Annotated in this window: 15 protein-coding genes; 10 read left to right on the plus strand and 5 right to left on the minus strand. The window is 61.7% G+C overall.

The annotated features are described in order from the left end of the window. Positions 1 to 58: 58 nt before the first annotated feature. Complete coding sequence (gene mdeB, locus HX821_RS26685) at positions 59 to 2737, minus strand: alpha-ketoglutarate dehydrogenase (protein ID WP_177036881.1); 2679 nt, start codon at positions 2735 to 2737, stop codon at positions 59 to 61. 191 nt (positions 2738 to 2928) lie between these two features. On the opposite strand from mdeB, the gene HX821_RS26690 reads away from it, so the two are divergent. From HX821_RS26690 to HX821_RS26700, 3 genes are all read left to right on the plus strand, one after another. After that, positions 2929 to 3855, plus strand: a complete 927-nt coding sequence (locus HX821_RS26690; protein ID WP_102369233.1) for a class I SAM-dependent methyltransferase — start codon at positions 2929 to 2931, stop codon at positions 3853 to 3855. A 148-nt stretch (positions 3856 to 4003) separates the two neighbouring features. Continuing rightward, positions 4004 to 4720 (plus strand): phosphatidylcholine synthase, encoded by a 717-nt coding sequence (pcsA, locus tag HX821_RS26695; RefSeq protein WP_003208507.1) that lies wholly within the window; start codon positions 4004 to 4006, stop codon positions 4718 to 4720. Positions 4721 to 4915: 195 nt separating this feature from the next. After that, on the plus strand, positions 4916 to 5695 hold the full coding sequence (locus tag HX821_RS26700) for a TSUP family transporter (protein ID WP_003208505.1): 780 nt from the start codon (positions 4916 to 4918) through the stop codon (positions 5693 to 5695). Here the strand turns inward: HX821_RS26700 and nudC are convergent. The 4 genes from nudC to HX821_RS26720 form a co-directional block, all read right to left on the minus strand. Next, a complete protein-coding gene (gene nudC / locus HX821_RS26705; RefSeq protein WP_008430294.1) occupies positions 5663 to 6496 on the minus strand; it encodes an NAD(+) diphosphatase in 834 nt (277 codons plus the stop codon). The genes HX821_RS26700 and nudC overlap by 33 nt on opposite strands. Before the next feature lie 6 nt (positions 6497 to 6502). Continuing rightward, entirely contained in the window at positions 6503 to 7315 is an 813-nt protein-coding gene (locus tag HX821_RS26710) for a crotonase/enoyl-CoA hydratase family protein (RefSeq protein ID WP_177036883.1), read from the minus strand. A gap of 223 nt (positions 7316 to 7538) precedes the next feature. Then, positions 7539 to 8834, minus strand: coding sequence for an ATP-binding protein (locus tag HX821_RS26715; RefSeq protein WP_003214046.1), 1296 nt, complete (start codon positions 8832 to 8834; stop codon positions 7539 to 7541). A 3-nt stretch (positions 8835 to 8837) separates the two neighbouring features. Then, positions 8838 to 9539, minus strand: a complete 702-nt coding sequence (locus tag HX821_RS26720; protein ID WP_008430287.1) for a response regulator transcription factor — start codon at positions 9537 to 9539, stop codon at positions 8838 to 8840. Between the two features lie 305 nt (positions 9540 to 9844). Here HX821_RS26720 and HX821_RS26725 point away from each other — a divergent pair, with 305 nt between their 5' ends. From HX821_RS26725 to HX821_RS26755, 7 genes are all read left to right on the plus strand, one after another. Beyond that, positions 9845 to 11002: an efflux RND transporter periplasmic adaptor subunit gene (locus tag HX821_RS26725; RefSeq protein ID WP_177036885.1), complete on the plus strand. Its 1158-nt coding sequence runs from the start codon at positions 9845 to 9847 to the stop codon at positions 11000 to 11002. A 12-nt stretch (positions 11003 to 11014) separates the two neighbouring features. Then, positions 11015 to 14107: an efflux RND transporter permease subunit gene (locus HX821_RS26730; RefSeq protein WP_177036887.1), complete on the plus strand. Its 3093-nt coding sequence runs from the start codon at positions 11015 to 11017 to the stop codon at positions 14105 to 14107. 43 nt (positions 14108 to 14150) lie between these two features. Further along, positions 14151 to 14792 carry a DUF1345 domain-containing protein gene (locus tag HX821_RS26735; RefSeq protein ID WP_003214055.1) on the plus strand — a complete coding sequence of 214 codons (642 nt, stop codon included), beginning with the start codon at positions 14151 to 14153 and terminating at the stop codon, positions 14790 to 14792. A gap of 82 nt (positions 14793 to 14874) precedes the next feature. After that, positions 14875 to 15714 (plus strand): AraC family transcriptional regulator, encoded by an 840-nt coding sequence (locus HX821_RS26740; protein WP_008431232.1) that lies wholly within the window; start codon positions 14875 to 14877, stop codon positions 15712 to 15714. Positions 15715 to 15839: 125 nt separating this feature from the next. Beyond that, complete coding sequence (locus HX821_RS26745; protein ID WP_177036889.1) at positions 15840 to 20036, plus strand: YncE family protein; 4197 nt, start codon at positions 15840 to 15842, stop codon at positions 20034 to 20036. A gap of 188 nt (positions 20037 to 20224) precedes the next feature. Continuing rightward, positions 20225 to 20824: a LysE family translocator gene (locus HX821_RS26750; RefSeq protein ID WP_008431228.1), complete on the plus strand. Its 600-nt coding sequence runs from the start codon at positions 20225 to 20227 to the stop codon at positions 20822 to 20824. Between the two features lie 125 nt (positions 20825 to 20949). After that, positions 20950 to 24798, plus strand: a complete 3849-nt coding sequence (locus HX821_RS26755; protein ID WP_177036891.1) for an Ig-like domain-containing protein — start codon at positions 20950 to 20952, stop codon at positions 24796 to 24798. The last annotated feature ends 42 nt before the right edge of the window (positions 24799 to 24840 follow it).

Raw genomic sequence — 24840 nt, forward strand, 5'->3', positions numbered from 1 at the left:
ATTGACTGACACACCGCATTCGCGAGCAAGCCCGCTCCCACATTTAGATCTTTGTCGCTCAGGAGGTCCAGGACGGCTCGCGATCGGTCTGCACCCCATAACGCTCTATCGCCTGCTGGCAAACCTGCTTGTCCAGACTCCCCTGCTCCACCAATGCCGTCAGCGCCGCCAGCACGATGTGATGGCGGTCCACCTCGAAGAAATCCCGCAACGCCGCCCGGGTATCGCTGCGACCAAAGCCATCCGTCCCCAGCACGGTGTAAGCCGAATCCACGTATGACCCAATCATCTGCGGCACCGCCCTTACATAGTCAGATACCGCCACCACCGGCGCGCCCTTGGGCAAACACTCCGCCAGGTGGCTGCGCCGCGCCGGCTGTTGCGGATGCAGGCGGTTCCAGCGTTCCACGTCACGGGCGTCCCGGGCCAGTTCGCTGAAGCTGGTGACACTGAACACTTCAGCGTCAACCTGCCAATCCTCCGCCAACAATTGCGCCGCTGCCTGGGCTTCGCGCACCAGCGTGCCGGAGCCGAGCAACCGGACCTTGCCGCCAGGCTGCCCGCTCAGCCGGTACATGCCTTTGATGATCGCCGCTTCGACGCCTTCCGGCAGGCTCGGCTGCGGGTAGTTTTCGTTCATCAGGGTCACGTAGTAGAACTCGTCCACATCGTGCTCCAGCATCTGGCGCATGCCATGGTCGAGGATCACCGCAAACTCGCCGGCAAACGCCGGGTCGTAGGCACGGCAATTGGGCACGGTGGCGGCCATCAGGTGGCTGCTGCCGTCCTGGTGCTGCAAGCCTTCGCCACCCAGGGTGGTGCGCCCGGCAGTGGCGCCCAGCAGGAAACCTCGGGCACGCTGGTCGGCGGCGGCCCAGATGAGGTCCCCCACGCGCTGGAAACCGAACATCGAGTAGTAGATGTAAAACGGCAGCATCCGCAGGCCATGCACCGAATAGCTGGTGGCCGCCGCGACCCAGGAACTGATGGCGCTGGCTTCGCTGATGCCTTCTTCAAGGATCTGCCCGTCGGTGGCTTCGCGGTAGCTGAGGATCGAGCCGATGTCTTCGGGCTCGTAGCGCTGGCCGACGCTGGAATAGATGCCGATCTGCTTGAACAGGTTGGCCATGCCGAAGGTGCGCGCTTCGTCGGCGACGATGGGCACGATGCGCGGGCCGAGGGCCTTGTCCTTGAGCAGATTGGTGAGCATGCGCACAAAGGCCATGGTGGTGGACATTTCCTTGCCCTCCGCCTGGGTGGCAAACGCGCCGTAGCCCGATACCGGCGGGACAGTCACGGTGGGCGCCTGCTGGCCACGGCTCGGCACATACCCGCCGAGGGTGGCGCGGCGCTGGTGCAAGTAGCGCATTTCAAGGCTGTCTTCAGCGGGCTTGTAGAAGCTCAGGGATTCGGCCTGTTCATCCGACAGCGGCAACTGGAAGCGATTGCGGAAGGCGATCAAGGCCTCGCGGTCGAGCTTCTTCTGCTGGTGGGTGGTCATCTTGCCCTGCCCGGCCTCGCCCATGCCAAAGCCCTTTTTGGTCTGGGCCAGGATCACCGTGGGCTTGCCGGTGACCCGGCGTGCGGCGTGATAGGCGGCGTGGATCTTGACCATGTCATGGCCGCCGCGCTTGAGGCGGTCGATCTGCTCGTCGCTCAGGCCCTCGACCAGTTTGGACAGCGCCTCGCTCTGGCCGAAGAAATGTTCGCGGTTGTAGGCGCCGTCCTTGGCGGCGAAAGTCTGGAATTGCCCGTCCACCGTCTGCGACAGGGTGCGCGCCAGCTCGCCGTCGGTGTCCTTGGCCAGCAAGGCGTCCCAGTCCGAGCCCCAGACCAGCTTGATCACGTTCCAGCCGGCACCGGCGAACAACGCCTCCAGCTCGTCGATAATTCGCCCGTTGCCACGCACCGGGCCGTCGAGCCGTTGCAGGTTGCAGTTCACCACCCAGGTCAGGTTGTCCAGGCCTTCACGGGCGGCCAGGGTGAGGGCCGACATGCTTTCCGGTTCGTCCATCTCGCCGTCGCCGAATACGCCCCATACGTGGCGGTCGGTGGTGTCCTGCAAGCCGCGGTGTTGCAGGTAGCGCATGAACCGCGCCTGGAAAATCGAGCTGATGGGGCCAATGCCCATGGACCCGGTGGGAAATTGCCAGAAGTCCGGCATCAACCACGGATGGGGATAGCTGGACAAACCTCGGGCACCCGCCTTGCCGGCACCGATTTCCTGGCGATAGTGGGCCAGGTCGGCCTCGGTCAGGCGCCCTTCAAGGAAGGCGCGAGCATAGATGCCGGGGGCGGAATGCGGCTGGTAGAACACCAGGTCGCCGCCAAAACTGTCGCTTCGGGCACGGAAAAAGTGGTTGAAGCCTACCTCGAACAAATCCGCCGCGCTGGCGTAGCTGGCGATATGCCCGCCCAGTTCGCCATAGGCCTGGTTGGCGCGCACCACCATGGCCAGGGCGTTCCAGCGCACCACTGAGGCCAAGCGTTCTTCGGTGGCCAGGTCGCCGGGAAACGGCGGTTGCTGCTCCACGGCGATGCTATTGATATAGGGCGTGCCATGCCGGGGTTTCCAGGCGATGTGCGGCGCGCCGCCGGCATCCGCCAGCATGTCGAGGATCTCCCGTGCGCGCGCCGCGCCGGCGTTGGCCACCAGGGAGGCCAGGGCATCGCGCCATTCGGCCAGTTCTTCCTGGTCCATCGCTGTCTGACTCACTGCACTCGCGAAACCGTTCATGGGCACCTCCGGGCTTTTTTTCCAGTTTATGTCGGTGCCAAGGGATTTTTTGACTGTTGTGCGCCGCCTCTCAGGGATTTTTGAGCATAAATCACTGCCAATCAGCAAATTCAAAGCACGTTGTGCTTCAACTCCCGAACACCCAGCAATTGTGTTTAAAATGCCGCCCGCTCAATGACCGACGTTGCCCGATGAACCCAGACGCACTCGCCACCCTGCACACCCATTTGCTGAATGCACTGCAAACCGTCCCCGCCGAGACCCGGCGCCTGTTTCACGGGCGTGGCCGCTGCTGGCCGGGCCTGGAGCAACTGACAGTGGACTGGCTGCAAGGCGTGGTGCTGGTCTCGCTGTTCAAGGAGCCTGAAGCCGCGGAGCTTGAGGCCTTGAAGCAGATGCTGGTGCAGATCGACTGGCGGTCATTCGGCGCCCATACCGTGGCGCTGCAACACCGCTACCTGCCGCAAAGCACCACCGAATGGCTGCTGGGCGAGGTGGTCGACGAACTGACCATCACCGAAGGCGGCCTGCGCTACCTGATCGACCTGGGCAAAAAGCAGAACAGTGGGCTGTTCCTCGACATGCGTTACGGCCGCAACTGGGTACGCGAACAGGCTCATGGCCTGCGGGTGCTGAACCTGTTCGCCTACACCTGTGGTTTCTCCGTGGCGGCCATCGAAGGCGGCGCCGAGCATGTGGTGAACCTGGACATGGCCCGAGGCGCCCTGAGCCGTGGTCGTGACAATCACCGCCTGAACGGCCACGACCTGAGCAAGGTGACGTTCCTCGGCCACGACCTGTTCAAGTCCTGGGCCAAGGTCACCAACAGCGGCCCGTACGACCTGGTGATCATCGACCCGCCCTCGTTCCAGAAAGGCAGTTTCCTTTTGACCAAAGACTACCAGCGGGTGCTGCGTCGCCTGCCGGATTTGCTCACGGCCCAGGGTACGGTGCTGGCGTGCATGAACGACCCGGCGTTCGGCGAAGACTTCCTGATCGACGGCGTAACCCGCGAAGCGCCTGGCCTGCGCTTTGACCAGCGGCTGGAAAACCCGCCGGAATTCCCCGATATCGACCCGCAAAGCGGATTAAAGGCACTGGTGTTTCGCCAAGGCTGATGCCGAAACGTCCTGCGCTTGCTACGCTTAACCTACGCCGGGTGGTGAACCTTATCCCACCCTTCCCGGTCGATACCTGCACACTCTGGCCAGATTCGACGGCGCTACCCCGTCGGCTGCCCTGTTTCACCTTTTGGAGAACGCCCCTGTGATATCGACCCTGCATGTAGCCCGTCTCAAGGCCTGGGGCGCCCATGGTTTTACCGCCACCGGCGTGGTGCTGGCCTTCCTGGCCACCCTGGCACTGCTCGACAACCAGCCCAAGGCTTGCCTGCTGTGGCTGGGCCTGGCCTTGATCGTCGATGGGGTCGACGGCTCTCTCGCGCGACGGGTGAATGTGCAAACAGTGCTGCCAAGCTTCGATGGCTCGGTATTGGACCTGGTGATTGATTACCTGACGTACGTGTTTATTCCGGCGCTGTTTATCTATCGCTATATCGCCCTGCCGGACTTCACCCCGTTGTTTACGGTGTCGGTGATTCTGGTGTCGTCGCTGTTCTGCTTCTGCAACGTCAACATGAAGAGCAAGGACAACTACTTCGTCGGCTTCCCCGCCGCATGGAACGTGGTGGCGCTGTGCGTCTATATCATCCAGCCGGAAGCCTGGGTCACCTTGCTCACCGTGATCGGCCTGGCGTTGCTGACCGTGACGCCGATGAAGTTCCTGCACCCGTTCCGGGTCAAGCGCTTCATGCCGATCAATATTGCCGTGACCACCATCTGGTTGCTGTGCAGCCTGCTGCTGGTGATCGACTTCCCGTACACCAATCGCCTGACCCTGGGCCTGTGGTTGCTGATGTCGGCGTACTTCCTGGGGATCTGCATCTGGCGGACCGCACTGGAGTGGGTCGAAACACATAAATAGCCAAGCGGGCAAGGTTGAAATGTGGGAGCGGGTTTGCTCGCGAATGCGGTGGATCAGCCACTCTATCCAGTGACTGACACTGCGCATTCGCGAGCAAGCCCGCTCCCACATTTGGATCGCCTCGACCCAGGGTTATGGGTAAGATACCGGCCTTTCGCGCAGCCCTTGCTGCGCCCTGCCGACTAAGTCTTGCCCATGCCTTTCGAACTCAGCGTTGACCTCACCACCCTGGCGATCCTCGCCGTGGTTGCCTTTATCGCCGGTTTCATCGACGCCATCGCCGGCGGTGGCGGCCTGCTCACCACGCCCGCCCTGCTGACCGCCGGCATGCCGCCCCACCTGGTGCTGGGCACCAACAAGCTCAGTTCCACCTTCGGCTCGGCCACTGCCAGCTTTACCTTCTACCGGCGCAAGCTGTTTCATCCGCGCCAGTGGGTGCATGCCATCGTCGGCACCCTGGTCGGTGCACTCACCGGCGCGGTCGTGGCCCATTACCTGCCGGCAGAAACCCTGAACAAGATGCTCCCGGTGATTGTGTTCGGCTGCGGTTTGTATTTGCTGTTCGGCGGCACGCCCAAGGCGGCGTTGGACAACGACGCACCGATCAAGAAGAAATGGCAGTCCACCCAGGGCTTTGGCCTGGGTTTCTACGACGGCGTCGCCGGCCCGGGCACCGGGGCCTTCTGGACCGTGAGTACCATGCTGTTGCACCCCATCGACCTGGTAAAGGCCAGCGGCGTGGCGCGCAGCATGAACTTCGTCAGCAACGCGGCGGCGCTGACGGTGTTCATTTTCAATGGCTCGGTAGACTGGATTGTCGGCCTGTGCATGGGCGTGTCGGTGATGTGCGGCGCTTTTTTTGGCGCACGCAGCGCCATCAGCGGCGGCGCCAAGTTCATTCGCCCGGTGTTCATCACCGTGGTGCTCGGCCTGACGGTGCGCCTAGCCTGGCAGCACTGGTTCAGCGTGACCTAGGCGACGGGCCAGGTAGAGGTCGATCAGGTAGCGCGCAATCGAGCGCGACGCCGGCAACGGCGGCAGTTCATGGATGTTGAACCACTGCGCGTCTTCGATCTCGTCAGCCTGGGGCACAATGTCGCCGCCGGCGTACTCGGCGTGAAAGCCCAGCATCATCGAGTGCGGGAACGGCCAGCACTGGCTGCCCATGTACTGGATGTTCTTGACCTCCACCTGCACTTCTTCACGCACCTCGCGAATCAGGCAGTCCTCGGCCGACTCGCCCGGCTCGGCAAACCCCGCCAGGGTGCTGTAGACACCCGTGACAAAGCGCGGCGAACGGGCCAGCAGGATCTCGTCGCCACGGGTCACCAACACGATCATGCTCGGCGAGATCCGCGGGTAGCTGCGCAGGTCACAGGCCTGGCAGAACATCGCCCGCTCCCGTGGCACCTGCACCATCGCCTGGCCGCAACTGCCGCAAAAACGATGCTCCCGGGCCCAGGTGCCGATTTGCGCGGCGTAGCCCAGGACTTTGTACAGCGTGTGATCGCCCTGCAGCATGAATGCCCGCAGGCCCTGCCAGCCGCAGCCCGGCACGTCGGCGGGGCTGTTGAGTTCCAGCAGGTACACCGGCTCGCCGTCCAGGTGGCCGATGCCATGCTCGGCGAACACCGAGAGGTCCTGGCGCTTGAGCCATTCCCGGGGAAACAGCGGGCCGTTCTGGTCGTGTAAAAAGCCTTCACGGCTGCGGGCCACGGCCCAGCCGCCCGGGGCGTCGTTGTCCAGCAGCGTTGTGGTAATCCAGCCTGGGGTCATGTTCAGTCAATCCACGAAGTCGGGTTTCTGCTTGCTCATATGGGCCGCGATGGCCACGCGCAGGTCGTTGGATTGCAACATAGCTGAGTTCCAGGTGGCAACGTATTCCAAACCGTCATTGATCGTGTGGTCACGCATGTAGCTGATCATCGCCTTGGTGCCGGTGACCGCGATCGGCGATTTGGCGGCGATTTCCCGGGCGATTTCCAGCACGCCGGCCAGCAGGCTCTGGTGATCGCTGTACACCCGATTCACCAGGCCGATGCTGCGGGCCTCTTCGGCGCCGAACTGGCGGCCGGTGTAGGCCAGCTCGCGCAGCATGCCGTCGCCGACGATGCGCGGCAGGCGTTGCAGGGTGCCGACGTCGGCGGCCATGCCGATGTCGATTTCCTTGATGGAGAATTGCGCATCTTCGGCGGCGTAGCGCATGTCACAGGCGCTGATCAGGTCGATGGCGCCGCCGATGCAGTAGCCATGGATCGCCGCGAGTACCGGCTTGCGGCAGTTGTCGACGGCGTTGAAGGAGGCTTGCAGTTCGAGGATCTTGCGCCGCAGCAGGCGCGCGTTGCGGCCCACGTCCTTGCCGAAGTCATTGGCCACCGAGGCCAGCAGCATCAGGTCGATGCCGGAGGAGAAGTGCTTGCCGGCGCCGCTGATGACTACGGCACGCACCGCGTCAGTGTCTTCGACCCATTGGAAGATGTCGATGATCTCGGTCCAGAACGCCGCGTTCATCGCGTTGATCTTTTCCGGGCGATTGAGCTGCACATGGGCGACGTTGCCGCTGAGTTCGACGACAAAGGCTTGGTATTCGGACATGGCAGTGATCCTTGACTGGCGGCTGGAATAGGGGCCGAACTATAACAAGGCACCGCGTGAGGTGGTAAGGCTGTGCAAACGCCAAATTCGGGACTGAAGAACAATGAAGATCAAATGTGGGAGCTGGCTTGCCTGCGATGGCGGTGTATCAGTTAGCAAAGATGCAAGCTGACCCACCGCCATCGCAGGCAAGCCAGCTCCCACAATGGTTTTGTGGTGTTCTTTAACTCGGCAGCCAGAGCCGGAAGCGTGCACCACCCAATGGCGAAGCCTGGGCCGTCAATGTTCCGCCCTGCGCCTCCAGCGCCCGCCGGCTGATGGCCAATCCCAGGCCAAAACCGCCAGTGGCTCGATCCCGGCTGCGATCCAGCCGGTAGAACGGCTCGAAAATCCGCTCCCGCTGGTCAACCGGAATGCCAATGCCGTCATCATCCACGCAAATCTCGCACCCCCTGGGACACACCTTCACCCCCACCTGAATTCGCCGCTCGCAATACCGCATGGCGTTGCGCAGCAGGTTTTGCAGGGCCCGGGCGGTCAGGCGCGGGTCCAGGGTGAAGCGTTCCACGGCGCAGTCCAGCACCACGTCCATCACGATATCGGGGTTTTCCAGTTCGTCGTCGACGCTGCCCAGGATGCTGTCGATGAACTCATCCAGCACCACTTCCACCCGCTCGGGTGTTTGCGCCGGGTTTTGCAAACGGCTGTAGGAGAGCAGCTCCAGCACCAGCTCATCCAGCTCGCGAATGTGCGCCACCAACCCTTGCAGCCGCTCACGGCTGGCCGCCGGGAGGTCGTCGGACAGCGCCAGGGCCAGGCCGAAGTCCAGGCGCGTCAGCGGCGTACGCAGTTCATGGGAGACGGCATTGAGCAAGTCGCGTTGCTGGTTGAGCAGCTGTTCGATGTCGTTGGCCATGGTGTCGAACACCGCCGCCAGGCTGCCGATGTTGGAGCTGGGCGGGATTTTTGTGCGGGCCGCAAGGTTGCCCTGGCCGAGTTGCGCGGCGGTGCTTTTCAGGCGCTCCAGGTCGCGCCAGTGGGGCCGCAGCCAGAACAGCAGGCATGCCAGCAGCGCCGCGCCGATCAGCACGTTCATGCTCCAGTACAGCAGGTTCATGTCCAGCGGGTCCGGCGGTACCGAGACCTTGACCACCAACTGGTCGTCCAGGGCCGAGCTGACGTCGTCCGCCCAGCCCCACTCGCCCAGGCGAATCACCATCTGGTCTTTTTCCAGCAGGCGCTGTTCTTCAGGGGTGTAGCTGGCGTCCTGGATACGCAGCAGTTGCACCTTCAGCGGCGCGAAATCCGCCGACAGGCGCACGGTGACATTGGCCCACTGCTCCATCGGCACCCGTCGATACTCCTTGACGATCAGGCTCTGCATGCCTCGGGACTGCTCGATGTTGTAGTTCATGTAACGGTGTTCAAACAGCTGGATCACCGCCCGGGGCACCAGGTAAATCGCGGCGGCGAAGGTGACGATGGTGATCAGGTACAGCCGAATCAGGACGCGAAACATGGCTCAGCATTCCCACTCGGAACGGCTGAACAGGTAGCCCTTGCCCCACACCGTCTTGATCTTGCGCGCCTCGCCCGCGTGGTCGTCGAACTTGCGCCGCAGCTTGGAAATCGCCACGTCCACCGAACGGTCGGTGCCGTTGAACTCGATGCCGCGCAGGCGTTGCAGGATCTGGTCGCGGCTGAGCACTTCGCCGGCGTGCCGGGCCAGCACCACCAGCAGGTTGTATTCACCGCTGGACAGCTCAACCGGCTGGCCGCGCCAGGTCACGGTGCGTTCCGACAGGTCGATGCACAGGTTGCCCATCAGGATCTGGTCGTTGGCCACCTGGGGTTCGGTGAGGCTGCTGCGGCGCAGCAAGGTTCGCACCCGCGCCAGCAATACCCGCGGCTCGCAGGGTTTGGTGACGTAGTCGTCGGCGCCCATTTCCAGGCCCAACACCTGGTCGTGGCTGTCGTCGCGGGCGGTCAGCATCAGGATCGGCAGCGTGGCCGAGTCGGCCCGCAGCAACCGGCAGACCTGCAGGCCGTCGAGGCCCGGCAGCATCAGGTCGAGAATCACCAGGTCCGGTGGGTTGAGCCGCGCACGCTCACGCACGTGGTCGCCACGGCTGAGCACACTGACGTGATAGCCGTTGCGTTCCAGGTAACTGGCGATCAATTCGGAGAGCGCGGCGTCGTCTTCCACCAGAAGAATGTTGGGCATGGTATTTCCAAATAATACAATTTCTGAGTAGTACGCAAATCCAATGTGGGAGCGGGCTTGCTCGCGAAGGCGGTGTGTCAGCCGCCGTATGCGTTGACTGAAACACCGCTTTCGCGAGCAAGCCCGCTCCCACATTTGATCTTCGGTGTCAGGAAGATCGTGTAAGGTTCGGCGGTTATGAAGGATATACGCCCGCGTGCATCTGTGGGTCGCACCTTACATTTCTTCACACACCACCTACAGAGCTTCACAGCACTGTGGCGGGGGCGCCCGTAGGATGCGCCAGTCAATATTGGGATATGAGCATGTCGAAGAATCTGTTTGCGCCGTTTTGCCTGTTGGCCCTGACACTGGCGTTGAGCGCGTGTGGCAAGTCGGCGGACGACGCCGCCCAGGCGCCGCTGGCCAAGGTGCGGATCGAAACCCTGGAAGCCAAGCCCCTCTCCATCACCAGCGAGTTGAGCGGACGGATTGCCGCGCCACGCATCGCCGAAGTGCGCGCCCGGGTGGCCGGCGTGGTGTTGCAACGGGTGTTCAAGGAAGGCCATGACGTCAAACAGGGCGATGTGCTGTTCCGGATTGACCCGGCGCCGTTCAAGGCCGACCTCGACAGCGCCCAGGCCAGCCTGCGCAAGGCCGAGGCCAATGCATTCCAGGCGCGCCTGCAAGAGCAGCGCTACAGCCAACTGGTGGAAGGCAACGCCATCAGCGGCCAGGAATACGACAACGCCCGCGCCGCCGCCCGGCAAACCGCCGCCGATGTGGCCGCCAACCAGGCCGCCGTGCAGCGCGCCAAATTGAACCTGGGTTATGCCACCGTGACTGCGCCGATTTCCGGTCGGATTGGCCGTGCGCTGGTGACCGAAGGTGCGCTGGTGGGCCAGAACGAAGCCACACCGATGGCGCTGATCCAGCAACTGGACCCGATCCACGCCGACCTGACCCAATCCACCCGCGAGCTGAACGACCTGCGCCGGGCCTTTCGCGCCGGGCACTTGAAGCAAGTCGGCCAGGACCAGGCCAAGGCCACGCTGATCCAGGATGACGGCAGCCTGTACCCGCTGCCGGGCAAGTTGCTGTTCGCCGAGATCAGCGTCGACCCGGGCACCGGGCAGATCATCTTGCGCAGCGAGTTCCCCAACCCGGACCTCGACCTGCTGCCCGGCAGCTTTATCCGCGTGCGCCTGGAGCAAGCCGTCGACCAGCAAGGGATCAGCGTGCCGCAACGGGCGATCACCCGCGACAGCGCCGGGATCCCGATGGTGTTGCTGCTGGACGCCGAGCAAACCGTGAGCCAGCAGCCGGTAGAACTGGGTTCGGTGGTCAATGACCGCTGGGTGGTGACCCGCGGCCTGAAGGCCGGTGACCGTATCGTCGTCGAAGGCCTGCAACACGCCCGCCCTGGCGAGAAAGTCCAGGTCGACGACAGCCCCGCGCCCATCGCCCAGGCATCCGGCCAATAAGGATCGTTAAACATGCCGCAGTTCTTTATTGACCGCCCGATCTTCGCCTGGGTGGTCGCCCTGTTTATCCTGCTGGCCGGCGCCCTCGCCATCCCGCAGTTGCCGGTGGCGCAGTACCCCAACGTCGCGCCGCCAAAAGTCGAGATCTATGCGGTGTACCCGGGTGCCTCCGCGCAAACCCTGGACGAAAGCGTGGTCAGCCTGATCGAGCAGGAGCTTAACGGCGCCGATCACCTGCTGTATTTCGAATCCCAGAGCAGCCTCGGTTCGGCCACCATCACCGCCACCTTTCAGCCGGGCACCGACCCGGAGATGGCCCAGGTTGACGTGCAAAACCGTCTCAAGGCGGTGGAGCCGCGCCTGCCCCAAGCCGTGACGCAGCAAGGCTTGCAGGTGGAGAAAGTCTCCGCCGGCTTCCTGCTGCTGGTGACCCTGACCTCCAGTGATGGCAAGCTCGATGACGTGGCGCTCAGCGATTACCTGGCGCGCAACGTGATGAACGAACTCAAGCGCCTCGACGGTGTGGGCAAGGCCCAGCTATACGGCGCCGAACGCGCAATGCGCATCTGGATCGACCCGCAGAAGCTGATCGGCTTCAACCTGACCCCGGCCGACGTCAACGCGGCGATTGCGGCGCAGAACGCCCAGGTGTCGGCCGGCAGCATCGGCGATTTGCCAGGCACCAAGACCCAGGAGATCACCGCATCGATCCTGGTGAAAGGCCAACTGTCGACCCCGGCCGAATTTGCCGACATCGTGCTCAAGGCCAACCCGGACGGTTCCACCGTGCGCGTCGGTGACGTGGCGCGGGTGGAAATCGGCAGCCAGGAATACCAGTTCTCCACCCGCCTGAACGGCAAGCCGTCCACCGCCGTCAGCGTGCAGCTGTCACCGGGCGCCAACGCCTTGAGCACCGCAACCCTGGTGCGGGCGAAGATGGACGAACTGGCGCGCTACTTCCCGGCCAACGTCGAATACAAAATTCCGTACGACACCTCGCCGTTCGTGAAGGTCTCGATCACCAAGGTGGTGTACACCCTGGGCGAAGCGATGTTGCTGGTGTTTGCGGTAATGTTCCTGTTCCTGCAGAACATCCGCTACACGCTGATCCCGACGCTGGTGGTGCCGATCGCCTTGATGGGTACCTTTGCGACGATGCTGTTGCTGGGCTTCTCGATCAACGTGCTGACCATGTTCGGCATGGTGCTGGCCATCGGCATTTTGGTGGACGATGCGATTGTGGTGGTGGAGAACGTCGAGCGGATCATGGTTACCGAGGGCCTGTCGCCCAAGGAGGCCACGCGCAAGGCCATGGGCCAGATTACCGGGGCGATTGTCGGTATCACCCTGGTGCTGGTGGCGGTGTTCCTGCCGATGGCGTTCATGCCGGGTTCGGTGGGCGTGATCTATCAGCAATTCTCGTTGTCGATGGCCACCTCGATCCTGTTCTCGGCATTCCTCGCCCTGACCTTGACCCCGGCCCTGTGCGCGACCTTGCTCAAGCCGATTGCCAAGGGCGAGCACCATGAGAAAGGCGGGTTCTTCGGCTGGTTCAACCGGCGCTTCGAGCAGTTCACCGACCGCTATGAAGGCTGGGTGGCCTACGCCCTCAAGCGCAGCGGGCGTTACCTGTTGATCTATCTGGTGCTGGTGGTGGGGCTTGGGGTGCTGTTCGCCCGCCTGCCCTCGTCCTTCCTGCCGGTGGAAGACCAAGGCTACACCATCACCGATATCCAGCTGCCGCCGGGTGCCAGCAAAAACCGCACGGTGCAGGTCGCCGAGCAGATCGAGGCACACAACGCCGGCGAGCCAGGCGTGGGCGATACCACGATGATCATGGGTTTCAGCTTCTCCGGTTCGGGGCAGAACGCCGCGCTGGCGTTTACCACGCTCAAGGACTGGTCGGAACGCAGCAGCAAGGATTCCGCCTCGGCCATTGCGGACCGTGCCAACGCGGCTTTCAGTGAGCTGAAGGACGCGATTGCCTATGCAATCCTGCCACCGCCGGTGGATGGCCTTGGCACCTCCAGTGGTTTCGAGTTCCGCCTGCAGGACCGTGGTGGCGTCGGCCATGCCGCGTTGATGGAGGCCCGCACCGAACTGCTGGCCGCCGCCGAGAAAAGCCCGATCCTGGCCAACGTGCGTGAAAGCGCCCTGGCCGAGGCACCTCAGGTACAGCTGGAAGTTGACCGCAAGCAAGCCAATGCCCTGGGCATTTCCTTTGCCGATATCGGCAATGTGCTGTCCTCGGCCATCGGTTCGGCCTATATCAACGACTTCCCCAACCAGGGCCGCATGCAGCGGGTGGTGGTGCAGGCCGAAGGTGATCAGCGCAGCCAGGTGGCCGACCTGATGAAGATCCATGTGCGCAACAATGCCGGGAAGATGGTGCCGCTGTCGGCCTTCGTCGAGGCGCGCTGGATTCAGGGCCCCGCCCAGTTGACCCGCTACAACGGCTACCCGGCCATCGCGATTTCCGGTGAATCGGCACCGGGCCACAGTACCGGCGAGGCGATGGAGGAAATCCAGCGCCTGGTCAGCCAACTGCCCGCCGGCCTGGGCCAGGAATGGACTGGCCTGTCGTTGCAGGAACGCTTGTCCGGCTCCCAGGCACCGCTGCTGCTCGGTTTGTCGCTGCTGATCGTGTTCCTGTGCCTGGCGGCGCTGTATGAGAGCTGGTCGATTCCGACCTCGGTGCTGCTGGTGGTGCCCCTCGGCGTGCTCGGCGCGGTATTGGCCGTAAGCTTGCGCGGGATGCCCAACGATGTGTTCTTCAAGGTCGGCCTGATTACGATCATTGGGCTGTCGGCGAAGAACGCGATCCTGATCATCGAGTTTGCCAAGGACCTGTATGACCAGGGTGAAGACCTGATCGACGCCACGTTGAAAGCCGCACGCCTGCGCCTGCGGCCGATCATCATGACGTCCCTGGCGTTCATCCTCGGCGTGGTGCCGTTGGCGATTGCCACGGGCGCCAGCTCGGCCAGCCAGCAGGCCATCGGTACCGGGGTGATCGGCGGCATGATTACCGCGACGCTGGCGGTGGTGTTTGTGCCGGTGTTCTTCGTCGTGGTCATGAAGCTGGTGCGCAAGCGCCACACGTAATAAATGCGCTATGGTGCTTACACATCCCTGATTTGTGAGCGCCATGCCCTTCCTCGCACGCACCCACCCTCGCCTGTCCTCCGCCGCCGTCCTGGGCCTGGCGGTGGGGCTCCTGGCTCCCGCCGACACGATCATCAGCAAAATCCTCATCGGCTGGAACGCCGGGGTCTGGACCTACCTGGTGCTGATGCTGTGGCTCACCAGCCATTCCCGGGCCGACGACGTAAAACGCATCGCCGAGATCGAGGACGAGAACGCCGGCCTGGTGTTGTTCATGGTGTGCATTGCGGCGATTGCCAGCCTGGCGACCATCACCCTGAACCTGGTGGGCACCAAAGACCTGAGCGATAGCCAGCGCCTGTTGCACTACGGTTTTACCGGCCTGACGGTGGTTGGCTCATGGCTGCTGATCGGGGTGATTTTCAGCGTGCACTATGCGCGCCTGTATTACACCTGGGACGGCCCCGAGCCGGCACTGCGCTTTGCCGAGGATTTACGCACGCCCAATTACTGGGACTTCCTGTACTTCTCGTTCACCATCGGCGTGGCGGTGCAAACGGCGGATGTCGGGGTTGCCACGCGTACCATGCGCAAGGTGGTGCTGGGGCAATCGTTGATCGGGTTTCTGTTCAACACGGCGATACTGGGGTTCTCGATCAATATTGCCGCCGGATTATTTGGATGAAGCTGCACAAACCTTCTAGACGCTAAGCCCCTGCAGGAGCGAGCTTGTTCGCTCTTGCAGTGTTCCACCCCATAGGTATTTTATGGCCGCCCACAACTGGATCGACCTGGCTCAGGACGCCGACACCGGCATCGAGACCCTGCGCGCGCATTTCGAGGGCCACGCCTACGACCCGCACTGGCACGACAGCTACCTGGTGGGCGTCACGGAGCAAGGTGTGCAGCAGTTCAACTGCCGGCGCACCCGCCATAACAGCGTGCCCGGCCAGGTGTTCCTGGTGGAGCCCGGCGAGCTGCACGACGGCGACGCGCCCACGGCGGACGGTTTTACCTACCACATGCTTTACCTCGACCCGCAGTGGTTGGCGCGGGAAGTCAGCGCAGTGTTCGAAGAAGCGCCGCTCGACAGCCAGCTGGGGTTTGCCAGCACCCTGGCCAGCGACCCGCGCCTGGCCCTGGCCACCAGCCGGGCCTTCCAGACCTTGCACGGAGGTGAGCTGCGCATCGTGCGGCAACAGGCGATGGACCAACTGCTCGAACGCCTCACTGCGCAACTGCACTGGCGCACCCGCTACCATGAAGACCCACGCCTGCCACGGGTGGCGCACAAGGCCCGGGAATACCTGCATGCGCACCTGCAGCAAGACGTGGGCATGGATGAACTGGCGCTGGCCTGCGGCGTCGATCGCTTTCGCCTTACCCGCGCCTTCAAGAGCGCCTTCGGCCTGCCACCCCATGCCTACCTGGTGCAACTGCGCCTGGCCCGCGCCCGGCATTGGCTGGCCAACGGCAAGCAACCCGCCGACGTAGCGATTGCCCTGGGCTTTGCCGACCAGAGTCACCTGGGGCGCTGGTTCGTGAGGGCGTATGGCCTGACGCCGGCGGCGTATCGCAAGCGGTGTTCAAGCGTTTTGCAGCGCTAGCTGCGCCACCACCACTCGTCGGCACTGTCAATTCTCACAGGTTCGCCACGCCCCCCGATAGGTGTTTGATCTCCTTGTCAGCAGTCGGCCACTCAGGGCCGCGCCTCATTCAAGGAAGCCTGTCCATGCCCAATTTTCCCATAGCCCCGGATAATGCGCCGCTGGGCGACAACAACCCGCCCGGCAACGCCCTCGTGCTGCATACCCCATCGTCAGGCCTGGCGTCGCGCCGCGTCGAAGACCTCGACCCACCCAAGTCAGCCTATCCGTCGGTCCCGCTGGATGCCACGCTGTATCCTGAAAGAGGGGTCTACGGCCTGGGCATCCGCCACGTGCGCCCCTTTGCCCAGTGGACCTTCGAACGCTGGTTCAACTTCAATTACGACTTCTACGCCCTCTACCTCAACGACCTGGTCAATGCAGTCGCCGCCGATATTGCGCTTGAAGACCGGGACCGTTACGACTTGTTCGTCCCCGAAGAATTCATCCCCGAAGGCGACGTCCAGATATACGGCCGCGTAGTGCGGGCCGGCAGCGGCCAGGAGAGTACGTCGCCGCTGCAAACCATCCTGATCAAGACCACCCGCCCCGGTGGCCGCGATAACGACCCCGGCAGCAAATGGCACCCGGGCCTGGTGATGACGGTGGAAGGCCTGCCTGAGGGCTCCACCGTTAATATAGATAATGCCAACAGCGGGGTCTGGTGCCTGATCCAGCGCTATGAAAACCTGCGCCAGAATGACCAGATCGAGCTGTCGTGGGATGGGGTTTTAGTCACGCATATCGTCAGCCCGGCCGAAGTCGCGGGTTCAGGGCCGATTCGCGTCTTTGTCTCCAGGGACATCATTTTGCAGGGGGGGCATTTCGGCAAGCTGACCCTGCGGTTCCGGGTCTCGGACGTGGTGCAAAACTTCTCCGGGGATAAATACCAGTATTCCAAACCCTACTTCCTGGACAGCGAGCTGGATCCGAACCTGCTTTCTGCACCGATCTTCCTGGTGGATGGCGAAGAGGCGACCCAGATCGACTTCGATACCCAGAGCGAGGCAACCTTCGAAGTGCTGGTGACGGTGCCTCGGCAAACCCCGGCGCCCCTGCCGCGGCACCAATTGGCGGTGACCTTGTTCGGTACCCTGGGCGACGGTTCGACCCAGGTGTTCCCCTTGGCCCCGGTGGTGGACAGAAACCTCAGCGTTGAATTTGTCACCGTCGACCGCGAGATTATCGAACAACTGGTGGGCGGGTCCTTCCGGGTCTCGTTCCAGTGGCTGAAAAACGACGGCCGCGTGGAGCAATCCGGCAGTACCTCCGTCAGCGTGGTGGGCACGCCGGTGGCGATGCCGGCAGTGACGGTCGCACCGATCGAGGTGGGGCTGATCGAGCCCGATCAGGACATCACCGTGCAGATCCCCTTCTACGAACCCCACAACCCGGACTGGCTGGAAACCCTGGTGATTGAACATATCCGCCCGGGCGGCGGCGGCGAAGACTACGAGGAAGAACAACTGGCGGGCGCCCAGGGCGGCACGCGCTACGTCAGCAAAGAGCACCTGAAACAGTTTGAAGGCGTGGGCGACATCGCGTTTTATTACCTGGTCAACGATGGCGCCGGACACGTCCTGGACGGCAACGCATTGACCATTCGCAAGTCTCGCGAGCTGTTCGCCCACGTGGGTGAGCGCATCGGCAACATGCCGACTGCACACCTGGAAGGCGCCCTGGGCAACAACATCGACCCCAGCCATGTGACCACGCCCACCTTGCTGCTGACCCTGCCCCTGACCTTGCCCGCCCCGCACGGGCAGACCGAAGAAGGTGACCTGATCCACTGGAACGCCATCGGCTCCGGCCTTGACGGCTCGGCCAGCGGCGTTGTTCGCATCAACGGCGGCACGGCAGGCAAGCCCCTGGTTTTCCCGGTGAGCCGGGCGATCCTCGACAACAACAATAATGGCAGCCTGCGCATTACCTATAGCCTCGAACGCAGCGGCCCGCCACGCCTGGTATTGCGCTCCGAGGTGCTCAACCTGACCGTGGGCCGCGGCGTGCAACTGGACCGTCCGGTTATCGACGGCGCCACCCTGTTCCCCGACGCACTCAACCCCCTGGCCGCATTGAGCGGCGCCAAGGTCATCGTGAGATACCGGCCGATGCAGGCCACCGACCAGATCAAGGTCGACTGGTTGAGCCGCGACGGGCTGGGCAGTGCCACCGAGTACACCCTGGGCAACCCGTCCACCAACGAAGTATTCGTGACCATCCCGGCGCGCACCATCGCCAGGGGTATTCGCCCCGGTGGCAACCAGATCAGCGTGCAATACCACTTCAACCGTGGCGCCTTTCCGTACCCCTCGGACACTGTCGACCTGCACCTGCTTCCCCTCACCGGGCTGCCCACACCGACGATCGACGGCATTGGCGACAGCACCCTGCTCGACCTGTCGAAACTCAATGACCAGGCCCGCGCCCGTGTATCCGTCTGGCCGTTTATCGATGCCGGGCAGTTTATGTGGATGAGTTGGGAGGGCACGTTTGCCGACGGCAGCCCGTACCGCGAGGACACCTACACCGCCAACCTGGTCACCGAAAACGGTGCCGCCAACGGTATCTCGCCACCCGCGCCAGTGGACAAACTGCAGCGCTTGATGGATGGCTCGCACCTGACCATCCGCTTCTGGGTCAGCCTGGCAGAAAGCCCCGACAAGAACACCGCCGTGCTGTTTGGCGTGCGTGAACACCGTGTGCAAACCCTGCCCGCCGTGCTGCCGCACCCACGGTTCAACGACCAGCCCGGGGCAACGCTGACCATTCAGCCGCTGGACCACGTAGACAACGCCAGTGTCACGGTGGCGTATGGCGGCATGAATCCAAGCCATTCCATCCAGTTGCAATGGATTTTCCCGGATGGCGGTGTTGCGGATATTGGCGCCAAGGACGGCCTGGACGGCGGTCGTGTGGATTTCGTCATTACCAATGAAGTGCTGGCAGACAGCGTCGGCAAAACCATTGAGTTGCGCTATGTCGCCACCATCAATGGCAGCCCGGTGCCTTCAGAAACGCAGGTATTGACTGTGGCCAGGATCCCGGCGGGCAGACCGCCACAACCGCGAATCAATAACATGAACAGCGGCACAACCCTGGACCTCCAGGCGTTCACCGGGGATGCACACGCCTCTATAGCCAAATGGGAATTGAGCAAGCAAGGTCAACGTGTATGGATCACGCTGGAGGCGGCAGGTGTAGAACCTTTGTCGGTGCTGAGGGCACACGCCATTACTGCTGCTCAAGCGGCCAACGGCATCACCAACCAAGCTGTCTCCCGCAGCTGGCTGGCAAGCCTGGGGAAAAACACTACGTTCACGGTGACCTGCAAAGTGACGTATGACGGCAGTGACGATGAGTCAAAAGCCATCCCGCTCCTGCAAAGTACCTATACCGTGACATGGCTAGCGGAGGTCAAATTTATTCCTACCCTCCTCCACTCATCAAACGGGGTCGTCGTCAGCCCTGACGGGCGCCGCGTTTATGTCGCTGTTGGCGCGGGTGGTAGAACTGCGATTTACGTTATCGACACAGCAACGGACGCCATTATTCACTCGGCTTCTTATGACATTCAGTCCAGTGGGCACCTTGCAATTCACCCGGACGGATCAAGACTCTACCTGGACCTGGTCCGCACCAGCATAGCGGTAATCAGTACAACCTCCTTCGCCAGAGTTGCTACCTATGCCACCGTAAATGAAATTATAGTGGACTTGGCGATCAATACTGCAGGCACTCGGCTATATGTTACTGCGAGGAGCGGTGCTTATACTTACGACGCCGCCACCGGCAATCGGATAGCTCAAATAGCGGGTCAGTCTCGCTTCATCGCCCGCTCACCTAATAATACGCGTGCCTATCTTACGACCTATGGCGGCGGTTTCAACGCGGTTGATACGACTGTTATCAATACTGCAAACAATAGTGTTGTAACTGTCATTCAGGGAGTGATTGGGCCCATGGCTTTAAGTACCAACACCCCTCGCCTCTATTTGGCGAGAACTGATGGCTTGGCGATAATAAACACCAACACCAACAGTTTGGTGACCGTGATTGGGGCGGGATGGGGAAGGTCGGTTGCAGTCAACCCGGTACTTCCTCATGTCTATACGGCAGGGTACAGGGTCTTCAACATATTTGACACAAATACGGACAGGCTTATAGCGACTGTACCCGTGGACATTGGGTTTGGATCTGGCAATATTGCAGTACTACCAAACGGTTCAAAAGCTTATTTCACCGACAGTGACTCGCAAGGACTCTACGTCATGCGTTATTGATTAACTAACCGAGGTATAACCGGGACAGGTCCATCTAAACCATGGACTTGTCCCTTTTTTTGTCCCCTATAGCTCTCCCGCCACTATCCCCTGCCCGTGTCCGCACGCCCCTGCTCAAACCTTCCAGACACGCCACCACGCCCCTGCAACCATCGACTCCATCGCCCCACTTACGGAGTCGCCCCACCATGTTCCCTACCCTGTTGCCCTTCCTGCTATTCGCTTTTGTAGCCTCCATCACTCCTGGCCCCACCAATATCCTGGTGCTGAGTAACAGCGCACGGTATGGCTTCAAAGCCGCACTGCCTATCGTGCTGGGGGCATGCGCGGGGGCGGCGGGGATTGTGCTGCTGGTAGGCTGCGGCGTTGGCCAGTCGCTGGCGCACTGGCCCCGGGTGCAGGCAGCGATGCAATGGCTGGGGGTCGCCTGGCTCAGCTACCTTTCCTGGCAGATCTTCAGCGCCCCCGCCGAGTCAATCGACCCGGCTGCCGTGCAAAAACCCTTGGGCCTGGCCGGCGCCGCCAGCCTGCAACTGGTCAACCCCAAGACCTGGATGATGGCCCTGGCGGTGGTGAGCGTGTTTGCCGGCAATGGCGATGAACGCCAGAGCCATGTGCTGTACCTGTCGCTGGCGTTCTTTGTGATCGCCTTGCCGTGCCTCGGCGCGTGGGCATTGCTGGGGGTTGGAAGCAGCCGGGTGTTTCGCTCGCCCAAGGCCATGCAACGGTTCAACCGCTGCATGGCGGTGTTGTTGCTGGTCTCAAGCTGGCTGAGCGTCTGGGTGTAGACACAACCATTCGTCGGCACTGTCAGTTTTCACAGCTATCCGCTATCGGGGCTGCGGGTGTTTGATTTCCCTTGCCTATATGCACAGCCAGCGCTGTGCGTGACTTCCAGCAAGGAGTGGTCAGCATGCCCAACCAACCGATCGACCCCGATGACAATGCCTCGGTCATTGAAGACCCAGGTGTACCTGTTTCAGACAGCCCCCTGGCCCTCCTTGAGCCCGCGCCCCTGCCGGTGATCACGGCTGAAGACCTGGCCCCGCCCTATTCGGCGTTCCCGCCGGTCTCGCTTGACCAGTATCCCGATGAACCTTACGCCTATGGCCTGGGCATTCGGCATGTTCAGCCCTATGCGTATTTCGTCCTGGAAAAATGGCACACCTGGGCCATCTTCGACGCCTTTGAGTTGTACCTCAATAACGATCTTCAGGCGTCTGGTGTCGTCGAGATGGACCAGGATCGTTATGGCATGTACGTCATCGCCGAACGCATGCCTGAAGGTGAAGTTCAAGTGCGCGCGCGGGTAGTGCGCGCAGGCAGCGGCCAGGAAAGCACCTCGCCGCCGCAAAGCATATTGATCAAGACCACCCGTCCCGGCGGGATTGAGAACAATGGTGACGACAAATGGCACAGTAAACTCAGCCTGAGTGTCGACGGCTTGCCCGAAAGCAGCACGATCAACATGGAGACGATCAGTCGCGGGTTATACGCCGTGATTGCGCCCTATCCGAACGTGCGCAAGAACGACACCATTGAGTTCTATTGGGACGGAGTTGAGATCAGGCACCTGGTCACGGCCGCCGAGGCCGCCGGTATCCAGCCGATCAGGGTATTTATCAGCCAGGAAAATATTCTCAAGGGCGGCCTCAACGGCGCACTCACCCTGCGCTTCAGGGTGTTCGATGTGGTTCAGAATTACTCAGGGGAAAAATACCAGTACTCCAAGCCGTATGGACTGGTCGCCGAACTGGACCCCAGCTTGATGAGCGCGCCGTTTTTCCTGGTGGATGACGCGGAAAGCCGGCAAATCGATTACGACACGCAAAGTAATTCACTGTTCGAAATCCTGTTGCAGACCCCACGGGTGACACCGGCCCCGCTGCCCCCAAACCAGGTCACGATTACCCTGACGGCCACGCTGGCGGACGGCACGATCGAAGAACTGGTGCTTGATCCTGTCGAAGTCAGGAACGGTCGGGAAGAGATCTTCCCGGTGGACCGCGATTTGATCGAGCGCGTCATCGGCGGCTCGTTCAGGGCTTCATTCGTCTGGCACACCGCCACCGGTGGGCACCTCGGGCAGTCTGGCAGTGTCACCGTGACGGTGGTGGGTACACCGACCTCGATGCCGGCAGTGACCGTGACCCCGAGCGAGTTGGGCCTGATCAACCCGGACGATGATGCGTTTATCAGCATCCCGTCCTACCAGCCACACGCCTACGATTCGATGGAAACCCTGGTCATCGAGCAGATCGTTCCAGGGGGCGGTGGAATGCGCTATTCCGACCCGCAACTGGCCGGGGACCAGGGTGGCACGCGCCGGGTTCCAAGCGAAATACTGCAACAGTTCAAGGGGCTCGGTGATGTCGCGGTGTATTACCTGGTCGATGACGGCGCAGACAGCCAGTTGCATGCCTACGGTGCGCTGATTGAACGCAAATCACGGGTGCTGACAGTACGCATCGACGAACGCCTCGAAACCATGCCTGCCCCCACCCTGCAGGGCGCGATTGACGACAACGTTGACCCGGTTGACGTAGTGGGCGACAGCGTGCTGCTGACGCTACCCTATACGGCAACCAGGAGCCGCGACCATATCCAATGGAACATTGTGGGCACGGGCACAGGCGGTTCCGCCAGCGGTTCGGTGACGATCAACGGTGCGACACAGGGCCAGCCACTGGTACTGCAGGTCAGCCGTGCAGTGCTGGATAACAACTTCGATGGCCAACTGCGCATCACCTACAGCTTGGAACGCGAAACCCCGCTGCCGAAACTCACCTTGCGCTCGTTTACAACCCTCCTGACCGTGGGCCGTGGCGTGGAACTGGATGCGCCTGAAGTCGTGGAAGCCGAGCAGTACCCTGACCGGCTTGACCCGCTGGCGGCTCAATCGGGTGCAACGGTGCTGGTGAAATACCGGCGCATGCGCGAGAGCGAATCGTTTTCAGTGAAATGGGTGACGGCCGATCTGCTGGGCAGCACCGTCGAAACGGGTTGGGGCAACCCCGACACCAATGAAGTGGGTGTGCCGATAGAGGCCCGTACCATTGCCAAGGGCATTCGCAACGAGCGTAACCGCATCAGTGTGCAATACAGTTTTACCCGCAGCGGGTTTCTCCATGAGTCGGATACTCTGAACCTGGACCTGCTGCCGTTGAGTGGCTTACCCACACCAACCATCGACGGGGTCGGCAACAGCGTGATCCTGCCGACGAACGAGCTCGTCGCTCAAGCCCGCATCCGTGTGGCGGCCTGGCCTTTGGCCTTTGAAGAGCAGTTCATGTGGCTGCAATACACGGGTACCAACACCGACGGCAGTGCGTTCAACCTGGACACTTTTATCGCCGCCCCCGTTGGAGAAAGCGCCACCCTGGGTGTCTCGCAACCCATACCGTTGGCGGAGCTGCAAGGTCTCAGGAACGAGTCGCACCTGACCATTCGCTTCTGGGTCAGCCTGGCCGAAAGCACTGATAAAAACACCGCAGTATTGTTTGGTGTACGCGAGCATATTATCCAGTCGATCCCCGCCACATTGCCGCGCCCGGCCTTTGCCAACCTACAAGGCGCCACCTTGACCATCGACCCACAGGACTGGCAGAACAACGCCTATGTGGCGGTGGCCTATAACGAAATGACCGCGGCCCACCGCATCGCCCTCGAGTGGATTTACCCGAACGGCACCATGGCGACCATCCCGGCGCAGAACGGTAACACCAATAAGCGCGTCGACTTTCAGATCAGCCGGGACATCCTCGCCAATAGCGCGGGCAAATTGATCGAGCTCCGTTATATGGCGACGATAGGGACGAATATTGTCCCGTCAGAGCCCCAGAAGCTGAGCGTTAACCGCGTTCCGTCGTCGGCCCTGCCTCGGCCGTCTATTAATGGGATTGCCAATGGCGGCGTTCTGAACCTGAACAATTTCAGCGGTAATGCCACGCTCAGCGTTGCACCATGGCCGTTGGCTGTTGCAGGGCAGAAGGTTTGGGTACAACTCTCCAGGTCCGGTAGCGCGCCTTTGAACGTGCTGACAAACTACAGCCTGCAGGCGGGAGAAGTATCTACCGGCTTGGTGAATAAGCCTGTGCTGCGCTCATGGCTGGATGGGCTACCCAACAACAGCACCATTACCGTAACCTGCAAAGTGGCTTTTGATGGCAGTAGTGTTGAGTCAGCCGCCATTACCTTCCCCATTGCAAGTTACAGCATTATCTCTTCACTGAGGATCGATCAAAGCCAGCTTAATTTGAATGGTATTAAGGTGATCACTAACTGGCCAGCAACCGGGCTGGACTGGCCAGGCAATACAGCAACCCGCACAGCAAGCGGCGGCGTGAGTAACTATAGCTACGCTTCCAGCAACCCTAATGTTGCTTTTGTGGACGCCAACACAGGCAAAGTAACCGGCCTCCGTAACGGTCAAGCGACTATTACTGTGAGAGATAGGAACAACGTCTCGCGAGCGTACGCAGTGGTTGTTTCCAATATTTTTCAACTACGCATTAACGAAACACAGCAATCTCCACAAGCTCAAATAAATTGGATGAGATCAATTGGAGGCAGCATAGTTTCCAGTTGGACGCTACTGCAAACACGCTACACCCCTCCGGCTCGCTCAATTCCGTACGGCTTGTGTTATTTCGATGCTAGCGGCAGGTGGTATTACTTTGTTCAGGCGTCAAACAGCGGAACACCAATTTACTCCATTAACGGACTGCCGAATTGGCCGGCATGGTGCATCACTCCGTTTTAGCAAATAACCGGGACAGCTTTATTCAACTCCCAAAAACCCACC

Source organism: Pseudomonas sp. B6001 (genome assembly GCF_013386015.1).
In the GTDB taxonomy this organism is placed as follows: domain Bacteria; phylum Pseudomonadota; class Gammaproteobacteria; order Pseudomonadales; family Pseudomonadaceae; genus Aquipseudomonas.